The organism is Fructobacillus evanidus (genome assembly GCF_963580165.1).
Taxonomy (GTDB): domain Bacteria; phylum Bacillota; class Bacilli; order Lactobacillales; family Lactobacillaceae; genus Fructobacillus; species Fructobacillus evanidus.
In genome coordinates this window covers 245,513-262,231 of record NZ_CAUZLM010000001.1, presented here as the reverse complement: position 1 = coordinate 262,231, position 16,719 = coordinate 245,513, and the positions used below count along the sequence as shown (strand labels likewise).

The following is a 16,719-nucleotide window of genomic DNA, read 5'->3' as shown; positions in this document are numbered from 1 at the left end:
GCTCCCAATTTGGGAGGCTCATATCACAAGAGGTTCCTTTTGTTGTACTTCATCATGGCAGCCACATCCCATCCAGGGCAAAGCTGATTTTTTTAATGAAAGCCAATCATTATTAGTCAGCCAAGGCCGTCATATCCTCTGACAGTGCCTCAGCAGTTGCTTGGGCTGCCCGTTGTTCGTCCACGTATGCTTTCAAACGGTTCAGGCCTTCTTGCAGCTGCGCCATATCGGCCGCATAAGAAATTCGGATAAACTTCTTCGCTTCATCAAAGAAGGAGAAACCAGCGCCAGGAATCACCGAAACCTTGGCCTGCTGAGCCAAGTCCGTCGCAAATGCCCAGCCATCTTCGCCCAAATCAGCTGGCAACTTGGCAAAGAGGTAAAAAGCCCCCTTTGGCGAAACCAGTTCGAAGCCCAAGTCTTCCAAAAACTTCTTAGCATAGTCTCGGCGCTTTTGGTATTCAACCTTCATAAAGGCTAAGTCTTCCTTTGGAATCTGCAAAGCAGCAACTGCCCCATCTTGAATAAAGGTTGGCACAGCAAAGACCAAGGGACCGTGCACCTTTTGAATTTGTTCAATCAGTGCGGTTGGTCCAAGGATAAAGCCAAGGCGGTAACCCGTCATAGCATGTGATTTCGACAAACCGTTGACCACGACCGTTTGGTCAGGTAAGAGCTTGCCCATGGAATAGTGGTCACCTTCGTAAGTCAATTCAGAGTAAATTTCGTCTGAAATCACCCAGAGGTCATGGCGCTTGAAAGCTTCTGCCAACTCCTCCAGTTCTGATTTTGTATAAGTCACACCAGTTGGGTTATTAGGATAGTTAAAGAGAATAGCATGCACGTCTTCTGTCGTTTCAGCCATCGTTTCGTCAATCAAGGCGGGCGTCAGCTTGTAAGCAGTCTTTGCTGTATCAATTGGGACGGCCGTGCCTCCTGCCAAACTCAAAGCTGAGAAGTAAGAGCCATATGCTGGGTCTGGGATTAAGAGACCCTGACCCGGTGCGAGCAAAGTTTTGAAGATTGATTGCATCGCCTCTGTAACCCCAACGGTCACAATCACGTTATCAATACCTGGGTAGTGGAGGTCATAGCGGTCAGCCATATAGTCTAAAATGGCTGACCGGAGCTTTGGTTCTCCTTGAGAGTCACCATAGTGGGACCGATCTTCCTCGATGGCTTGAATCGTCGCTTCCTTCACCGGCGCGGGCGTCGCAAAACCAGGTTCTCCAAAGGTCAATGAGACCAGCCCTTCAATATTGGCAACGGAGTGTTGAAAGTCTAAAAGCTTGTCGGGTGTTAAGCTTAAAACTGCATTGTTTAATGGTTTTGGCATGGTGAAATCCTTTCGACTGATTCATTTTACAAGCGGACCAACAACGGCCCTTCTTCTTAGTTTCTTAGTCTACACAAAGTACTTGTTTTTTCATAGGTGATAAACATGAAACTATTGTAAGTTATCGTGATTTTTAATCACTTTCTACTATCCATCATAACAAAAAGGGATAAAAAGAAAATAAAAGAGCAATGCTTGAGGTGAAAAAAGATAACGGCGGCAACTGCATTCCGAGCGGAAGCTGATTTTTCAAGACAGACAAAAAGAGACTCACTATCACAATAGCAAGTCTCTTTTTCAATCAAGTTTCCTTGACCTTAATCCTTCTTATGCAAACCGCGGATCAATTCTTCAATATGGTCACCATACTGAATTGAACTATCCAAGACGAAATGCAATTCCGGAATCTTATAAACAGTTAACCGTGCGCCTAATTCTCGACGAATCAAGCCTGAGGCAGCTTCTAAGCCAGCCTGGGCCTTCTTTCGATCAGAGGCGTAGTCTGACAAAATTGAGTAATAAATCGTGGCGATTTGCAGGTCACCGGAAACTTCCACAGAAGTTACCGTAACGTCCTGGACGCGCGGATCATTCACTCGCTTTAAAATCAGGTCAGTCACATCTTTTTGAATTTCCTGGGCCAAACGCCCAGCGCGTTGTGCATTTGCCATCAAGACCTCCCATCAGTAAAGCTTACTTAGGCTTTACTTCTTCCATGATGTAAGCTTCAACTGCATCACCTGGTTGAATATCGTTGAACTTGTTGACGGTGAAACCAAATTCGTAGCCGAACTTCACTTCGTTAACTGCATCCTTACCACGTTGCAAGGAAGCTAATTGACCATCATAAATAACTGTACCGTTACGGATAATGCGAACCTTTGAATCCTTGGTAATCTTACCTTCTTCAACGCTGGCACCGGCAATGGTACCAACCTTAGAGAACTTGAAGAGTTCCTTCACAACGATTTGGCCAATAACCTTTTCTTCGTAAACAGGTTCAAGTTGACCCTTCATTGCGGCCGTCACATCATCAATAGCGTCATAGATGACTGAGTAGAAACGCATGTCAATCTTGTCGTTATTAGCTTGTGACTTGGCAAATGGTGTTGGGCGAACGTTGAAGCCTAAGATGATGGCACCAGAAGCTTCCGCCAAAGAAACATCTGATTCGTTAATGGCACCAACGGCAGAGTGAACAACATCTACTCGAACACCATCAACTTCAATCTTCTTCAATGAACCAGTCAAGGCTTCAACAGAACCCTGAACATCGGCCTTCACAATAACTGGAACTGTCTTCATGGCCTTTTCAGCCATCGTGTTGAACAAAGTATCCAATGTCACGACAGAACCGGCATTCCGGACTTCTTCACGGGCACGCTTTGCACGTTCTTCACCAGCGGCACGAGCAGTCTTTTCGTCTGCCATGACGATAAAGCGATCACCAGCCAAAGGCACTTCGTTCAAACCAGTGATTTGAACAGGTGTAGCTGGCTTAGCTGCATCAATGTCTTGACCCTTTTCGTTGGTCATCGTCCGGACACGACCATAGGTATTTCCAACAACGATTGGATCACCAACATGGAGCGTTCCTTGTTGAATCAAAACAGTTGAGACAGGACCGCGTCCCTTATCCAAACGAGCTTCGATAACAGAACCACGAGCAGGTTGTGTTGGGTCAGCCTTCAATTCCAAAACATCAGCTTCCAACAAAATCATTTCCAGCAACTGGTCAACGTTCTTTCCAAACTTGGCTGAAATTTGAACGAAGATCGTGTCACCACCATATTCTTCAGGAACCAAATCATGGGCCATCAATTCGTTCATGACTTGTTCAGGGTTAGCCCCTTCCTTATCAATCTTGTTAACAGCAACAATCACTGGCGTTCCAGCGGCCTTGGCATGGTTAATGGCTTCGATTGTCTGTGGTTGCACACCATCATCAGCAGCAACAACCAGAACCGTGATATCCGTCACGTTGGCACCACGGGCACGCATTTCCGTAAAGGCCGCGTGACCAGGAGTATCCAAGAAAGTAATCAACTTATCGTTCAAACGCGCTTGGTAGGCACCGATATGCTGTGTGATTCCACCAGCTTCGCCAGCAGTCACGTTTGTCTTACGCAAGTAATCCAACAGCGTCGTCTTACCGTGATCGACGTGTCCCATGATAGTCACAACAGGAGCACGTGGTTCCAAGGCCTCTTCGTTAATCGTTTCATCATCGAAGAAGCGATCGATATCGGCCACATCTTCTTCTTCTTTTTGCTTTGCTTCAATGCCGTAATCAGCTGCCAAAACTTCAATGGTATCTTCATCCAATGATTGGTTTTGGTTGGTCACAACACCAAGTAAGAACAACTTCTTAATGATTTCAGTGGCATCACGGTGCAAAAGCTTAGCCAAGTCCTGCACGTTCATGCCGACCTTGTATTCCAAAACTGCTGGCAATGGCTGTTCCTTACGAACTGTCACTGGCTTCTTTGGCGCTTGCTTAGCAGCAATACGCCGGGCCTTCTTTGAGCCGTGTGGCTTGTCATTACGGCGTGGTGTTTGCTGACCGGTACCGTTAGTATTGCGCTTGCGAGTGTTATTTCTGGCAGAATTATTGCCTGAAGCAAGTGAACCACCGAAACGACCTTGACCAGAATTAGCTTCCGTCTTGGCACCTGAAGCAGCTGGCTTAGCAGCAGCGGCAGGCTTCTTGGCGTCAGCCGGCTTCTTAGCAGCTGGCTTCTTCTTTGCCTGTTGCTTGGCTTCTTGGGCCTTCTTGTTTTCAGAAACGTATTCCTTCAAACTATCATCTTTTTGAGCAGAATAGTTAATCTGCCCTTCCCGTGGCTTTGTTGACCATGACTTCTTTTCACGAATCATTGGTCGACCGGCATTGTTACTCCGGTTGTTGTTATTGTTGCGACGGTTTCCGCCCTGACCATGCTGGCCGTTGCTTGGACGGTTGTTATTATTGTTGCGGCGGTTTTGTTGACCACCTTCTTGTGTCTTTGGACGAGGCCGGTTTGAATTTTGTGGCTTGGCTTCATCTGATAATTTGGCGGCGTGCCGACGCTGAGAAGCAGGCAATTCTTTTCGTTCTGGTACTGCCTGTTTGCGGGTTGGCCGGTTGGATCCTGAAAACTTTTTTTCTTCTGCCATTAATTCCGCTCCTTTTCTTCGAGTAATTGTTTGATTTTTTTCGCAAAGCCATTATTGGTGATAGCCATAATCGACCGATTTAAGCCAATTGCTTGACTTAATTCATCCTTGGTGAAATCTTCAACCAAGGTCACCTGATAAAAGCTGGTTTTGTCCCGAAATTTCTTTTGTTGGCTGGCACCACCATCTTTTGGAAAAAAGGCGACTTTCGCCTTTTTTCCTTGAATAGCAGTTAGCGTATCATTGGTCCCATAAACAAGACCTTTAGACATGCGCGCCAAACCGAGTAAGTGTAAGATTTGTTCTTCTTCACTTTTCATTTTCAAATAACTCTTTTCGGGCTTGCTGATGGTCAACATAAGCAAAGAGTTCTTCATAAAAAGCCGGATCAATTGGCATTGAAAAGGCCTTTTCAAAGACGCGCTTTTCCTTTGCTTCCTTGGCAACCTCACGGTTTAAGGAAATATAGGCACCACGGCCATTTTGTTTACCAGAGGGATCTAAGAAGACCTCCCCTTCCTTATTTTTAACGACCCGGACCAGGTCCTTTTTGGCAAACATTTCGCCAGTCACGATATCTTTTCTTAAGGGAACCTTCCGTGTTTTCATGAAAGAACCTCCTCTAATACTTAGTCTTCTTGGTCTGTTGCTGCTTGGTTGTCATCTGCTGGTTCAACGGGTGCCTGAGTTTCCTCAACCACTGACTGGTCACCACCATCAGCCGTTTCGTTTGCTTCTGCCCTTTCAACAGCTAAGTCGTGGGCTTCACTTTCGGCCTTGATATCAATCTTAAAGCCAGTCAAGCGGGCCGCCAAACGGGCGTTTTGCCCCTTCTTACCAATTGCCAATGACAATTGGTCGTCCGGTACAATCACAGTAACTGATTGCTCATTATTGGCATCAAAAATCACATCCGTGACTTCGGCTGGGTTCAATGCATTGGCGATGTATTGGGCTTCATCTTCCACCCATTCCACGATATCCATATGCTCGCCACCCAATTCCGTGACAACGGCTTGAACACGGGCACCACGTTGTCCAACTAAAGCACCAACGGGGTCCAAATCAGCATCGTGCGTGTAAACCGCAATCTTTGACCGGTCACCAGCTTCACGGGCAATGGAAACAATTTCCACTGTACCATCATAAACTTCTGGCACTTCTTGTTCAAACAAACGCTTAACCAAATCAGGAGCCGTCCGTGAAACAAAGATTTGTGGTCCCTTCAAGGAATTGTCAACCTTGTTCACCAAAACCTTGATGCGATCGCGCATACGGTAGGTTTCATTTGGCATTTGGTCGCCCTGTGTCATCACGGCTTCCTGCTTACCTGGCAACATCACATACAAGAAGCGGCTGTCTTGACGTTCAACCTCACCAGTGATAATTTCATCTTGATAATCTTGATACTTGTCATAAATTGCTTGACGGGTTGCTTCGCGCATCTTCTGCACGATCACCTGCTTAGCAGCCTGGGCAGCCATTCGACCGAAGTCCTTTGGTGTGACATCGAAACGAATTTCATCACCTGGTTCGTAAGCCTTGTTAATTTCCAAAGCTTCCGTCAAAGGGATTTCAGTATCGGGGTCGACCAAGTCCTCATCCAAGACAACCAACTTGACCTGCTTAATAGTCATTTGGCCCTTCTTGTCATCAAAAGTTGCTTCAACATTTTGAGCCGCGTTGTACTGCTTCTTATAAGCGGCCTTCAAAGCATTTTCCAGAGCTTCTACAACAACTTCGCGGTCGATTCCACGTTCTTGCTCTAAGGCATCCAAGGCTTGTACTAATTCTTTACTCATTTGCTTTCTCCACTTTCAATTAATTTAAAATTGAACGGCCACAATGGCTTTGGCAATTTCATCAAAGGTAACATCTAACTTTTCTTGATCACTTTGCAGTGACAAACCATCTTCATTCAAATCAGTGATTTGACCGGTCCACTGCTTTTGACCATCCTTGGCCGCAAATAAAGCAACGGTCACCGCCAAATCGCCTTCCTTCGCCCAGGCAAAGTGCCAAGGTTCAGCCAGGCTGCGGTCCATCCCGGGAGAAGCAATGTCTAACATATACTCACCCGGAACCGGATCAACTGCTGCATCATCCAAGGCTTCATTGACCAACTGAGTAAACTCAGTAATCTGCGCCATGGAAATGTTTTGGTGGTCTGGTAAATCAACTAACACTTCGACTGTTTTTTGTCCACCAACCTTCTTGATGTTTAAATCCCAGAGCAAAAGCCCCTGTTTTTCAATGATTGGATTTAAAATCTCAAGCAAGGCTTGATTCTTTGCCTGTGCCATCCAAACTCCTTTTTGGTTTTCTGCCATAAAAAATGAGCCGGTCAAATCCCCCTGACCCGCTCATTTACAACCTCTATGTAAATTAACTTACTTTTATCATAGCTGATTTTACTAGAAAAAGCAAGGCAGGCACAAAAAAAACCACAGCAAAACTGTGGTTTAAAAGGTATTAAATTCTTACCAAGAAGCCTTACGAACACCAGGAATCTGGCCCTTGTGTGCTAATTGACGGAAGTTCAAACGTGACATACCAAATTCACGCATGTAACCGTGTGGGCGACCATCAATTTGGTCACGGTTGTGAAGACGAACAGGTGATGAATCCTTTGGCAAAGCTGCCAATCCGATGTAATCACCAGCAGCCTTCAAAGCGGCACGCTTGTCAGCGTACTTTGCTACCAAAGCTTCACGTTGCTTTGCCTTTGCAATCTTTGATTTCTTAGCCATTACTTGATCTCCTTGAATGTTACCACTTTACGAAGTTTTGGTGAGTACTTCTTCAACTCCAAACGGTCAGGCGTATTACGACGGTTCTTTGACGTCAAGTAAATACGCTCTCCAGTTTCATCATTGCCTAATACGACATGAATACGCATATTCCCTGCTCCTCGAATGTTAGATTTTTTTATAAAAATTATTTGCTTGTCAATACAAAATAATATTATACATAGATTTTAGACGGCTGTAAAGCCCATTTCCCAGATTTATCGAAATAATTCTGAGCTTAGAATTGACCTTGCAATGGTGGGACCACTTGCTTCTTACGGGAAACAACCCCTGGCAAGTCAATCACATCATTTTCAAGCTTGGCACCAAAGGCAGCCTCGATAGCTTCTGGGGCATCCCCAATATAAAGACCCTTTGAGTTTGAGTTCAAGATGTCTGTAATCACAAACAAGAAGTCCTCATAACCAGCGGCCTTAATTGCCTTTTCCAAGCCTTCCTTACGAGCCAAAACATCATCAATATCAACTGTGTTGACCTGACCAATGCGGAATTCGTGTGAACCCATGGTAAAGGACTTAGCATCCCCTTCCAACAATTCTTCATCTGTCCGCGTTGACAAATCAGTACCGGCCTTCAACATGGCCAAACCATAGCCATCCAAGTCTTCGATACCAGCAATCTTAGCTAATTCAGGCAAGGCCTTACGGTCAACATCCGTTGTCGTTGGGCTCTTCAACAACAAAGTATCTGAAATCAAACCAGAAGCCAACATTCCCGCAACCTTAGCAGGAATCGTCAAACCAGCTTGCAAATATTCATAGTACAAAATTGTTGAAACAGAACCCCATGGCTTAGCCGTGATATACAAAGGGGTTGCGTTTTCAAAAGCAAACTTGTGGTGATCGTAGATGCCATAAACTTGGACGTCAGCCAAATTATCAACTGACTGCGCGGCTTCATTGTGGTCAACCAAAACAACTTCTGCTGTTTCGGCCTTGTCAATAATTGGCAAGGCAGCCAAGCCAAAGTGATCCAACGCAAATTGCGTTTCAGCGTTTGGCTTTCCTTGCGCAACGGCTTGGGTTTCCAAACCTTGCTGTGCCAACAAATCAGCGGCACCCATTGCAGAAGCAACGGTGTCAGTATCTGGGTTCTTGTGTCCAAAAACTTGAATCTTTGCCATGTCTTTTCACTCCTCTAGTGCCAATTTTTTGGCAACTGTCAATACTTAGATTGTAACCCGAATGGGTCTACTTTGCCTAGTCATTTTCCGTTAAATTCAAAGGGAAAATAGCCGTTGCTTGCCCATCGCTCTTCACATCCAATAGCGCCTGACCGTTGCTGGTCCGGCTCGCTAATGAATGATCGGCCAATTGGATGTCAAAGTCCTTTAAGCGGTCCGTTTCAATCCTTAAAGCGCTCTGGTCCGGGCTAACGACTGTTGCGGCAGCAATCTCATAGGAAACAGTCTTCCGTGGGCTAAGAACCTGCAAGCCCTTATTAGCTCGGTGGCCAAGCGTAATATCGTCCAGCAAGCTGTACTTAAAGGTTCCCTGATTAGTCACCAAGGCCAGGAACTTATCTTGTGGCGCTAAGGCTAATGCCGCAACCACGGTATCGCCCTCGGTCAGCTTAATCGCCTTGACGCCGGCGGTCCGCGCACCAACAACTGGCACATCGGCCAGTTCAAAGCGCAGGGCTAGGCCAGTCTTGGCCAAAACCAAGACTTCCTCCTGCTTGGCTACCAGCGTTGCTGTGACAACCCGTGAGTCTTCTGTCTTGAGCTTCATCACAATCGCTGATTTCTTCTTGTAGGACTTAGGCACAATGTCTTTCAGCAAACTTTGCTTGATAAAGCCATCATTAGAAGCCAGCAAGAAGGCCTGGTTGCTATCGGTTTCGGCAACCACATAGGCCTGGATAATACTTTCCTGGCTATCCCAGTTCGAAAGCGCCTGCGAGAAGTGCTCCCCTGGTTCCTTCCACCTATACTCCGCCAACTCATAAATTGGCCGGTAAATCAGGTTCCCAAAATTCGTAAACATCAGCAAGTGCTGAGTCGTGTTCGCCGTTTGGTTCAAGATAACCGCATCATCCTCGGCTAAGCCGTTCTCGGCAGCAGAGGCCTTGTAAGAGCGCAATGATGACCGCTTGGCGTAACCATTCTTTGAAACCAAGATGCGGACATCTTCGTCTGGTACCGTCACTGCCGTGTCGATGACCAACGATTGGATTTCTTCTTCGATTTCCGTCAAGCGTGGACTCGCATATTCCTTCGTGATGGCCTTCAATTCAGTCCGAATCACATCATGAAGGGCTTCCTCTTCATTCAGGATTTTCTCGAGCATGGCAATCTTTTCAGCCAATGCCTTGTGCTCCTCTTCCAACTGCGTCACGTCGGTATTGGTCAACCGGTACAGCTGCAAAGCCACGATGGCTTCGGCCTGTTCCTTGGTGAATTGATATTCCTTCACCAAGTTTTCCGTTGCATCCTTGCGGTTCTTTGAAGAACGAATTGTTGCCACGACTTCATCAAGGATGGACAACATCCGAATCAGCCCCTCAACGATGTGTTGGCGGGCTTTCGCCTTTTTCAAGTCATAAGCTGACCGCTTGCGAACAACTTCCTTACGGAAGTCCAAAAAGGCAGTCAAGCCATCCTTCAAAGTCACCAAGACGGGGCGCTGGTCGTGAATGGCAACCATGTTGAAGTTATACGAAATCTGTAAGTCTGTTTTCTTAAAGAGATAAGTCAAAATCCCATCGGCCGAGGCATCCTTGGCCAACTCGATGACAATTGACATCCCCTCACGGTCGGATTCATCACGAACTTCAATCATGCCGGCGACTTCTTTGTTCGCCCGAATCGCATCAATTTTAGCAACCAAGTTCGATTTGACGACTTCGTATGGCAACTCCGTCACTTCAATCTTTTTCTTGCCGCCCTTCAGATCAGAAACCGTCGTTTTCGCACGGACAACAACCCGGCCTCGACCGGTCTTGTAGGCCTGCTTAATGCCATCGATTCCCTGGATAATGCCACCCGTTGGGAAATCAGGTCCCTTGATGTACTTCATCAAGGCTGACAACGGTGCATCGGGATGGTCAAGCAGGTAAACCAACGCTTGGTTAATTTCCTTTAAGTTATGGGGTGGAATATCAGTGGCATAACCAGCTGAAATCCCGGTTGCCCCGTTAACAAAGAGGTTTGGTACTCGAGATGGGAGCACCGTTGGTTCGTAGGTCGTATCATCGAAATTTAAGACCATTTCAACCGTATCCTGGGCTAAGTCCTTCAGAATTTCCCCGGATAACTTTGTCAACCGTGATTCGGTATACCGCATCGCAGCGGCTGGGTCGTTATCAATTGACCCGTTGTTCCCGTTCATATCAATTAATGGTTCGCGGACCTTCCAATCCTGGGACAAGCGAACCATGGCCTCATAGATTGAGGAATCCCCGTGGGGGTGGAAGTTTCCCATCACGTTTCCGACTGATTTAGCCGACTTACGATATGGGTGGTCATAGGTATTTGAATCCTGGTCCATGGCGTACAAAATTCGCCGCTGAACCGGCTTGAGACCATCACGGATATCCGGAAGGGCACGTTCTTGAATGATATATTTTGAATACCGGCCAAAGCGCTCACCCATCACAGCTTCCAATGAAAGCTCAGTAATGCGGTCTGCCATACTGACAATCCCCACCTTTCTAAATTAATTATTAAAACAAGTCTAAGTTCTCAACGTGGTCTGAAACTTTTCTTGCTGGGTCATCCGCCTGTTTCTTAGCTGATTTTCCCTTAGCAACAATCACCTGGGCATCTTGGTCGTCATCATCATCGGCATTGTGGCCAGCCATCGCCTGTTCAAAAACCTGGGCGTTTGCTTCGTCACCACCAGCAACGTTATCCAAAATGGAACCGTCTTCCTCCAGGGTAAACTGAACGTTATTTTCAATCCATTGACGCCGAGGATCAACCTTATCACCCATCAACGTTGTTACCCGCTTTTCGGCCAAAACGGCGTCATCAATTTTAACCCGGATCAACGTCCGCGATTCAGGGTCCATCGTCGTTTCCCAGAGAAGCGGCGCATTCATTTCGCCCAAGCCCTTGAAACGCGTTAATTCGTACTTCACCTTGGCTGCTGCTGTAATCGTGGCCAATTCATCATTTGTCCACGCAAAAGAATCTTCCTTCTTGCCACGGTACTTCACCCGGTAAAGTGGTGGTAAAGCAATGTAGACACGACCGGCCTCAATCAATGGCCGCATGTACTTATAAAAGAAAGTCAGCAACAAGGTTTGAATGTGGGCCCCATCGTCATCGGCATCGGTCATGATAATGATCTTATCAAAGGCCGCATTTTTGATATTAAAATCAGGACCAACTCCGCCACCAATGGCGTAAATCAAGGTCGAAAGTTCCTCGTTTTTGAGGATGTCCGCTAATTTCGCCTTCTGGGTATTTAAGACCTTACCACGCAACGGCAAAATCGCCTGGAACTTCCGGTCTCGCCCTTGCTTAGCAGAGCCACCGGCCGAATCACCCTCGACGAGGAACAATTCGTTCTTATCGGCGTTCTTCGACTGGGCTGGCGCCAACTTACCAGATAATAAGCGGTCACGCTTGCCCTTCGACTTACCAGTCCGAGATTCCTCACGGGCCTTACGAGCAGCTTCACGGGCTTCACGAGCACGAAGTGCCTTACGGACAATCTTTTGACCAAAGTCACCATTTTCCAGCAAAAAGCGGGACAAGGTTTCATTAACAACCCCATCCACAGCCGCCCGGGCCTCGGTGGTTCCTAATTTATCCTTTGTCTGTCCTTCGAATTGCAGAATTTCTTCTGGAACACGCAAAGAAATCACGGCCGACAATCCTTCTCGAACGTCTGACCCTTCAAGGTTCTTATCCTTTTCCTTTAAGAGGTTAACCCGGCGGGCATACTCATTAAAGGCCTTGGTCCAGGCTGACCGGAAACCAACTTCGTGGGTGCCACCGTCTTGTGTCCGGACGTTGTTAACAAAGGATAGCAACGTCTCGGAGTAGCCATCGTTATATTGGGCAGCAACGTCAACCAAAATGCCATCTGCCGTTCCCTCAAAGGTCATTACCGGACCCAAGCCCTCTTTTTCTTCATTCAAGAACTGAACAAAGGACTGCAGACCATGGTCGTAGTGGTAAACCTCTTCACGAACGGGCGTAACCCGCTTATCCGTCAAGGTAAACTTGACCCCTGACATCAAAAAGGCCGACTCGCGTAGGCGTTCAGCCAAAGTATCGAACTTAAAGACAGTGGTTGAAAAAATGCTTGCATCCGGTTTAAACGTGACCGTTGTCCCGGTATGGTCCTTTGTTGGACCTAAATCAATCAGGGTGCCAACTGGATGGCCCCCATTTTCGAAAGTTTCTTCAAAACGATGACCATCGCGAACGATTGTCACCTTCAGGTGTTCCGATAAGGCGTTGACAACGGATGATCCAACACCGTGTAATCCTCCAGAGGTCGCATAGCCACCCTGGCCGAACTTTCCACCGGCATGGAGAACCGTCAAAATCACCTCGGGCGTTGGTTTTCCGGAAGAGTGCATCCCAACCGGCATACCACGACCGAAATCACGAACAGTAATGGCATTATTTTCTTCGATTGTCACCGCAATGTCATTTCCGAAGTCCCCTAAGGCCTCATCAACGGCGTTGTCGACAATTTCATAAACCAAATGGTGGAGACCACGTCCATCAGTCGATCCGATATACATCCCGGGTCGTTTTCGGACTGCCTCCAATCCTTCTAAAATTTTAATTGAATCTGAGTCGTAGTGTGTTTGCTTTGCCACGGTCTTCTTCCTTCTCGTCATTTCGTCTAGGATAATGCACTCTTGTCAGTTAAAACAAGTGGTGCTACTATCTTAGACAATCAATAATTATCATAGATTAAAATTTACAAACTGACAATAGGGAAAAAGAAAAGTTCTAAAGCGTAAAAATCAGCCAAACCCCGTCCGCCCTTTTTCACCAGGGCTTCTCAGAAAAATTTAACCGGGGAAAATAAAATCCTGTGGTAAAATGTATCGTGCTGTTTCTTTTTTAGAAAAAAGGAGTTTTAAAAACTATGTTAAAAATCGCTTTCATCCTGGTCTTGGCCTATCTCTTAGGGTCAATGGTCCCAGGATATTGGTTAGGTAAGGTCTTTTATCATAAAGATATCCGGACCGAAGGCTCTGGTAACATCGGAACCACCAATGCCTTTCGAATCCTGGGCCCTGTTCCAGGAACGATTGTCTTATGTTTAGACATCCTCAAGGGCGCTTTGGCCGCCTCTTTGCCAGCACTCTTCGGCTGGCACCACGTCAATGTCATGCTTGTTGGCCTCTTTGCTATCTTGGGACATACCTTCTCAATTTGGATTGGTTTCAAGGGTGGCAAGGCCGTGGCAGTGTCAGCCGGTGTCTTATCCGTTTATAATACCCCACTCTTTTTGATGGTCTGCGCCACCTTTATTCTATGCCTGATTCTCTTCTCCATGGTTTCAGTGGCCTCAATAGCTGGCTTTACCTTCGCCACCTGCATGTCCGTCTTTTACTATCACGACTGGATTTTATCCATCGTTGCGATTACGCTAACGATTTTTGTCTTTTACCGCCATCGTAAAAACATCGGCCGCATCTTTACGGGAACCGAATCAACGATTCCCTTCGGCCTTGTCTACTGGTTAAGGGCCCATTAAAAAATCAGCTTGACCAAACCAACTAAAAAGGACGTCCTGTCCAGTGCATCAACACTGACAGGGCGTCCTTTTAACGTCTAATAATCTGATTGATAAATAGCTGAATCACATGAGTGGTTAACCGAGAACAAGTGGTCTCGCCAACCACCCATGGCAATCAGCAGCACTTCAATGAATCGTTCGCTTCACATCGTAAACCGAGTGATCCGCCAACAAGGCATCGATAATGCCATTCAATTGGGCTAAGTTGGCCACGCCAATTGAAGCTTGAACCTGGACCATGCCACCTTTGGTGACATGGCCGTTAATTTCTTTAATAAAGCGAGTCTTGGCATTCAATGACCGCAAAATGGCATTCAAAATACCTGGCTCATTTTCGGCATGGATGGTTAAATCAGCGGTGTAATCTGGCCGTTGACCGTTAACATCCGCCCAGATAACATCCACCAATCGCTGCCCCTTTTGCTGGGCTGCGTGGATATTTGGGCAATCAAAGCGGTGAACAGCGATGCCCCGTCCTTGGGAGATATAGCCCATCACGGGATCACCCGGCACTGGTGTACAACAACCAGACAAACGAACCAACAAGTTATCAACCCCAGCAATTACAACATCGGACTGCTTGTCACGGTCACGACTCTTTTGCTTGGGTACCTGAGGTTCCTTTTTAATGGCTTGCCCATCTTCCAACAAGCTTTTCTGCAGCTCTTCGGCATCCGCCGCCTCACGCTCTTCACGAACGTGGCGGGTCAATTCCTTGGCAACCGCTAGTCTTGAAATATCACCATAGCCAACGGCGGCTAACAAATCCTCGCGGGTACCGGCCTGCATGGACTCTGCCACGGCAGCGATTTGTTCATCCGTTAAGAATTCAACCGGGTTAAAGTGCATTTCAAAGAGCGCACGCGAGATAGCTTCCAGTCCGTTTTCGATGTTATCGGCGCGGTCCTGAGACTTCAAGAAATGCTTAATCTTATGTCGAGCCTTGCGCGTTGAAACCAAATCCAACCAGTCTCTTGAGGGACTTGCATTGGGGCCAGTCAAGATTTCCATAATGTCGCCATTTTGAATCTTGTAGTCCAGTGGGACAATTCGGCCATTGGCCTTAGCCCCAGTTGTCTTAGTTCCCAAATTAGAGTGGATGGCAAAGGCCATATCCAAGGGACCCGCACCCTTTGGCAATTCATAGACATCGCCCGCGGGTGAAAAAGCATAAACTCGATCAACGAAGAGGTCGGCTTGGACCGAATCCATGAAGTCCTGGGCATCCGTTGCTGATTCCTGCAACTCCAAAATTCCCTGAATCACGTTTAAAGCACGTTCGCTTTGATCCTTAACATCGGCTGATTGATTGGATGTGCCACCATGTTGCTTATAGGCCCAGTGGGCCGCAACCCCGAATTCAGCGACTTGGTGCATCGCATGGGTTCTGATTTGCACTTCCAAAGGCCTGCCAGAAGGGCCAATCACCGTCGTATGCAAGGATTGATAGCCGTTTGGCTTTGGTAAAGCAATATAATCCTTAAAGCGGCCTGGAATTGGTGTCCAATGCGCATGAATCGCACCCAAAACAGCGTAGGTATCGGGAATCGAATTTGTTAAAACGCGAATGGCTGAAAGATCATAAATTTCGCCAAATGACTTATGCTTATCAACTAACTTACGGTAAATGGAATAGATATGCTTTGGTCGGCCATAAACGACCACGTTTTCCAAACCAAGGTCATGGATACTGTCTTCAATTTTATCAACAGCGATTTGGATAGCCTTTAACCGTTCTTCGCGCTTCATGTCCATTTGGCCAGCAATTTGATGGTAGGCATCTGGTTCCAAAACGGCAAGAGAAAGGTCTTCCAGTTCCCACTTAATAGCAGAAATTCCAAGCCGATCAGCCAAAGGGGCATAAATTGACAGCGTTTCATGGGCAATCCGGCGCTGCTTATCAGGGCGCAAAGCATCAAGAGTACGCATATTGTGCAACCGGTCCGCTAATTTGACGATAATGACCCGAATATCCTTGGCCATTGCCAACAGTAATTTACGGTGGTTTTCGGCAAGCTGAACCTTGGAATCTTGGTACTTAATTTTTGAGATTTTGGTCACACCGTCAACAATCCGACCGACAACGGGGTCAAAATGTTCCGTCACATCTTCCAGGCTGACTGGGGTGTCTTCTACGATGTCATGCAAAAAACCAGCAACAATCGTTGCTTCGTCCATCTTTAATTCAGCCAAAATCCCAGCGACTTGAATCGGATGGATAATGTATGGTTCACCCGAATGGCGCCTTTGTTGAGCATGCAAATTCTTAGCCCAATCATAGGCCGCTTGCACCTGGACAACCTGGTCATCAGGCATGTAAGCCTTGACCATCTCCATCACATCATTGGCAGTGTATTCCTTGTACTTGGTCATCGAAAAAGACCTTCCTTTAAATGAAGATTACCCAGCAGCGGCCTGAGTTAGCTAAATGAAAAAAAGAACAATAACTGTCCTTCTTTTTTGGAAACGTGTTTAGGTAATTCCTATTATAAAATACTTTAACCTGGCAAACAAGCCTTTTCAAAATCAGGAATCCAAACATTCTATCAGCTAACTACCACAAATTAAAATTAGCATCCCGCTGACCGTACACAAAGCCCATAAAGACAGGTATTGTCCCTATCCAGCGACCCCAACTTCACTGATTTTTAAAATCTTTATATGTCAGTTTGATTGCATTTTTCACGAAATCGTCATCTCCCTT

Annotated in this window: 14 protein-coding genes; 1 reads left to right on the top strand and 13 read right to left on the bottom strand. The window is 46.6% G+C overall.

What is annotated here, in order from left to right:
- Positions 1 to 112: 112 nt before the first annotated feature.
- The 12 genes from AABI08_RS01365 to parE all read right to left on the bottom strand — a co-directional run bounded on the left by AABI08_RS01365 (position 113) and on the right by parE (position 13,083).
- Positions 113 to 1,336, bottom strand: coding sequence for an aminotransferase class I/II-fold pyridoxal phosphate-dependent enzyme (locus AABI08_RS01365; RefSeq protein WP_338343050.1), 1,224 nt, complete (start codon positions 1,334 to 1,336; stop codon positions 113 to 115).
- A gap of 317 nt (positions 1,337 to 1,653) precedes the next feature.
- Entirely contained in the window at positions 1,654 to 2,007 is a 354-nt protein-coding gene (gene rbfA, locus AABI08_RS01360; RefSeq protein ID WP_338343051.1) for a 30S ribosome-binding factor RbfA, read from the bottom strand.
- A 22-nt stretch (positions 2,008 to 2,029) separates the two neighbouring features.
- The gene (gene infB / locus AABI08_RS01355; protein WP_338343052.1) at positions 2,030 to 4,492 is read right to left on the bottom strand and encodes a translation initiation factor IF-2; all 2,463 of its coding nucleotides are present in this window, start codon (positions 4,490 to 4,492) and stop codon (positions 2,030 to 2,032) included.
- A complete protein-coding gene (locus AABI08_RS01350; RefSeq protein ID WP_338343053.1) occupies positions 4,492 to 4,812 on the bottom strand; it encodes a L7Ae/L30e/S12e/Gadd45 family ribosomal protein in 321 nt (106 codons plus the stop codon). The genes infB and AABI08_RS01350 overlap by 1 nt, the downstream gene beginning before the upstream one ends.
- The gene (gene rnpM / locus AABI08_RS01345) at positions 4,802 to 5,101 is read right to left on the bottom strand and encodes an RNase P modulator RnpM (protein WP_047974834.1); all 300 of its coding nucleotides are present in this window, start codon (positions 5,099 to 5,101) and stop codon (positions 4,802 to 4,804) included. The genes AABI08_RS01350 and rnpM overlap by 11 nt, the downstream gene beginning before the upstream one ends.
- Positions 5,102 to 5,121: 20 nt before the next feature.
- A complete protein-coding gene (nusA, locus tag AABI08_RS01340; RefSeq protein ID WP_338344096.1) occupies positions 5,122 to 6,294 on the bottom strand; it encodes a transcription termination factor NusA in 1,173 nt (390 codons plus the stop codon).
- A gap of 24 nt (positions 6,295 to 6,318) precedes the next feature.
- Entirely contained in the window at positions 6,319 to 6,795 is a 477-nt protein-coding gene (locus AABI08_RS01335) for a ribosome maturation factor RimP (RefSeq protein WP_338343055.1), read from the bottom strand.
- A 177-nt stretch (positions 6,796 to 6,972) separates the two neighbouring features.
- A complete protein-coding gene (rpsN, locus tag AABI08_RS01330) occupies positions 6,973 to 7,242 on the bottom strand; it encodes a 30S ribosomal protein S14 (protein ID WP_047974832.1) in 270 nt (89 codons plus the stop codon).
- Positions 7,242 to 7,391, bottom strand: a complete 150-nt coding sequence (gene rpmG / locus AABI08_RS01325) for a 50S ribosomal protein L33 (protein WP_002815032.1) — start codon at positions 7,389 to 7,391, stop codon at positions 7,242 to 7,244. Before rpmG ends, rpsN begins: the two co-directional genes overlap by 1 nt.
- 128 nt (positions 7,392 to 7,519) lie before the next feature.
- Positions 7,520 to 8,425: a manganese-dependent inorganic pyrophosphatase gene (locus tag AABI08_RS01320; RefSeq protein WP_338343056.1), complete on the bottom strand. Its 906-nt coding sequence runs from the start codon at positions 8,423 to 8,425 to the stop codon at positions 7,520 to 7,522.
- Positions 8,426 to 8,501: 76 nt separating this feature from the next.
- The gene (gene parC, locus AABI08_RS01315) at positions 8,502 to 10,934 is read right to left on the bottom strand and encodes a DNA topoisomerase IV subunit A (protein WP_338343057.1); all 2,433 of its coding nucleotides are present in this window, start codon (positions 10,932 to 10,934) and stop codon (positions 8,502 to 8,504) included.
- Positions 10,935 to 10,965: 31 nt separating this feature from the next.
- Positions 10,966 to 13,083 (bottom strand): DNA topoisomerase IV subunit B, encoded by a 2,118-nt coding sequence (gene parE / locus AABI08_RS01310; RefSeq protein WP_338343058.1) that lies wholly within the window; start codon positions 13,081 to 13,083, stop codon positions 10,966 to 10,968.
- 275 nt (positions 13,084 to 13,358) lie between these two features.
- On the opposite strand from parE, the gene plsY reads away from it, so the two are divergent.
- A complete protein-coding gene (gene plsY, locus AABI08_RS01305) occupies positions 13,359 to 13,973 on the top strand; it encodes a glycerol-3-phosphate 1-O-acyltransferase PlsY (RefSeq protein ID WP_338343059.1) in 615 nt (204 codons plus the stop codon).
- A 168-nt stretch (positions 13,974 to 14,141) separates the two neighbouring features.
- Here plsY and AABI08_RS01300 read toward each other — a convergent pair whose 3' ends face one another.
- Positions 14,142 to 16,388: a RelA/SpoT family protein gene (locus tag AABI08_RS01300; protein WP_338343060.1), complete on the bottom strand. Its 2,247-nt coding sequence runs from the start codon at positions 16,386 to 16,388 to the stop codon at positions 14,142 to 14,144.
- Positions 16,389 to 16,719 lie beyond the last annotated feature (331 nt).

Bases quoted from the DNA above. Each gene is read 5' to 3' on its own strand.
- AABI08_RS01365 (WP_338343050.1), bottom strand. From the start codon at position 1,336: ATGCCAAAACCATTAAACAATGCAGTTTTAAGCTTAACACCCGACAAG.
- rbfA (WP_338343051.1), bottom strand. From the start codon at position 2,007: ATGGCAAATGCACAACGCGCTGGGCGTTTGGCCCAGGAAATTCAAAAA.
- infB (WP_338343052.1), bottom strand. From the start codon at position 4,492: ATGGCAGAAGAAAAAAAGTTTTCAGGATCCAACCGGCCAACCCGCAAA.
- AABI08_RS01350 (WP_338343053.1), bottom strand. From the start codon at position 4,812: ATGAAAAGTGAAGAAGAACAAATCTTACACTTACTCGGTTTGGCGCGC.
- rnpM (WP_047974834.1), bottom strand. From the start codon at position 5,101: ATGAAAACACGGAAGGTTCCCTTAAGAAAAGATATCGTGACTGGCGAA.
- nusA (WP_338344096.1), bottom strand. From the start codon at position 6,294: ATGAGTAAAGAATTAGTACAAGCCTTGGATGCCTTAGAGCAAGAACGT.
- AABI08_RS01335 (WP_338343055.1), bottom strand. From the start codon at position 6,795: ATGGCACAGGCAAAGAATCAAGCCTTGCTTGAGATTTTAAATCCAATC.
- rpsN (WP_047974832.1), bottom strand. From the start codon at position 7,242: ATGGCTAAGAAATCAAAGATTGCAAAGGCAAAGCAACGTGAAGCTTTG.
- rpmG (WP_002815032.1), bottom strand. From the start codon at position 7,391: ATGCGTATTCATGTCGTATTAGGCAATGATGAAACTGGAGAGCGTATT.
- AABI08_RS01320 (WP_338343056.1), bottom strand. From the start codon at position 8,425: ATGGCAAAGATTCAAGTTTTTGGACACAAGAACCCAGATACTGACACC.
- parC (WP_338343057.1), bottom strand. From the start codon at position 10,934: ATGGCAGACCGCATTACTGAGCTTTCATTGGAAGCTGTGATGGGTGAG.
- plsY (WP_338343059.1), top strand. From the start codon at position 13,359: ATGTTAAAAATCGCTTTCATCCTGGTCTTGGCCTATCTCTTAGGGTCA.
- AABI08_RS01300 (WP_338343060.1), bottom strand. From the start codon at position 16,388: ATGACCAAGTACAAGGAATACACTGCCAATGATGTGATGGAGATGGTC.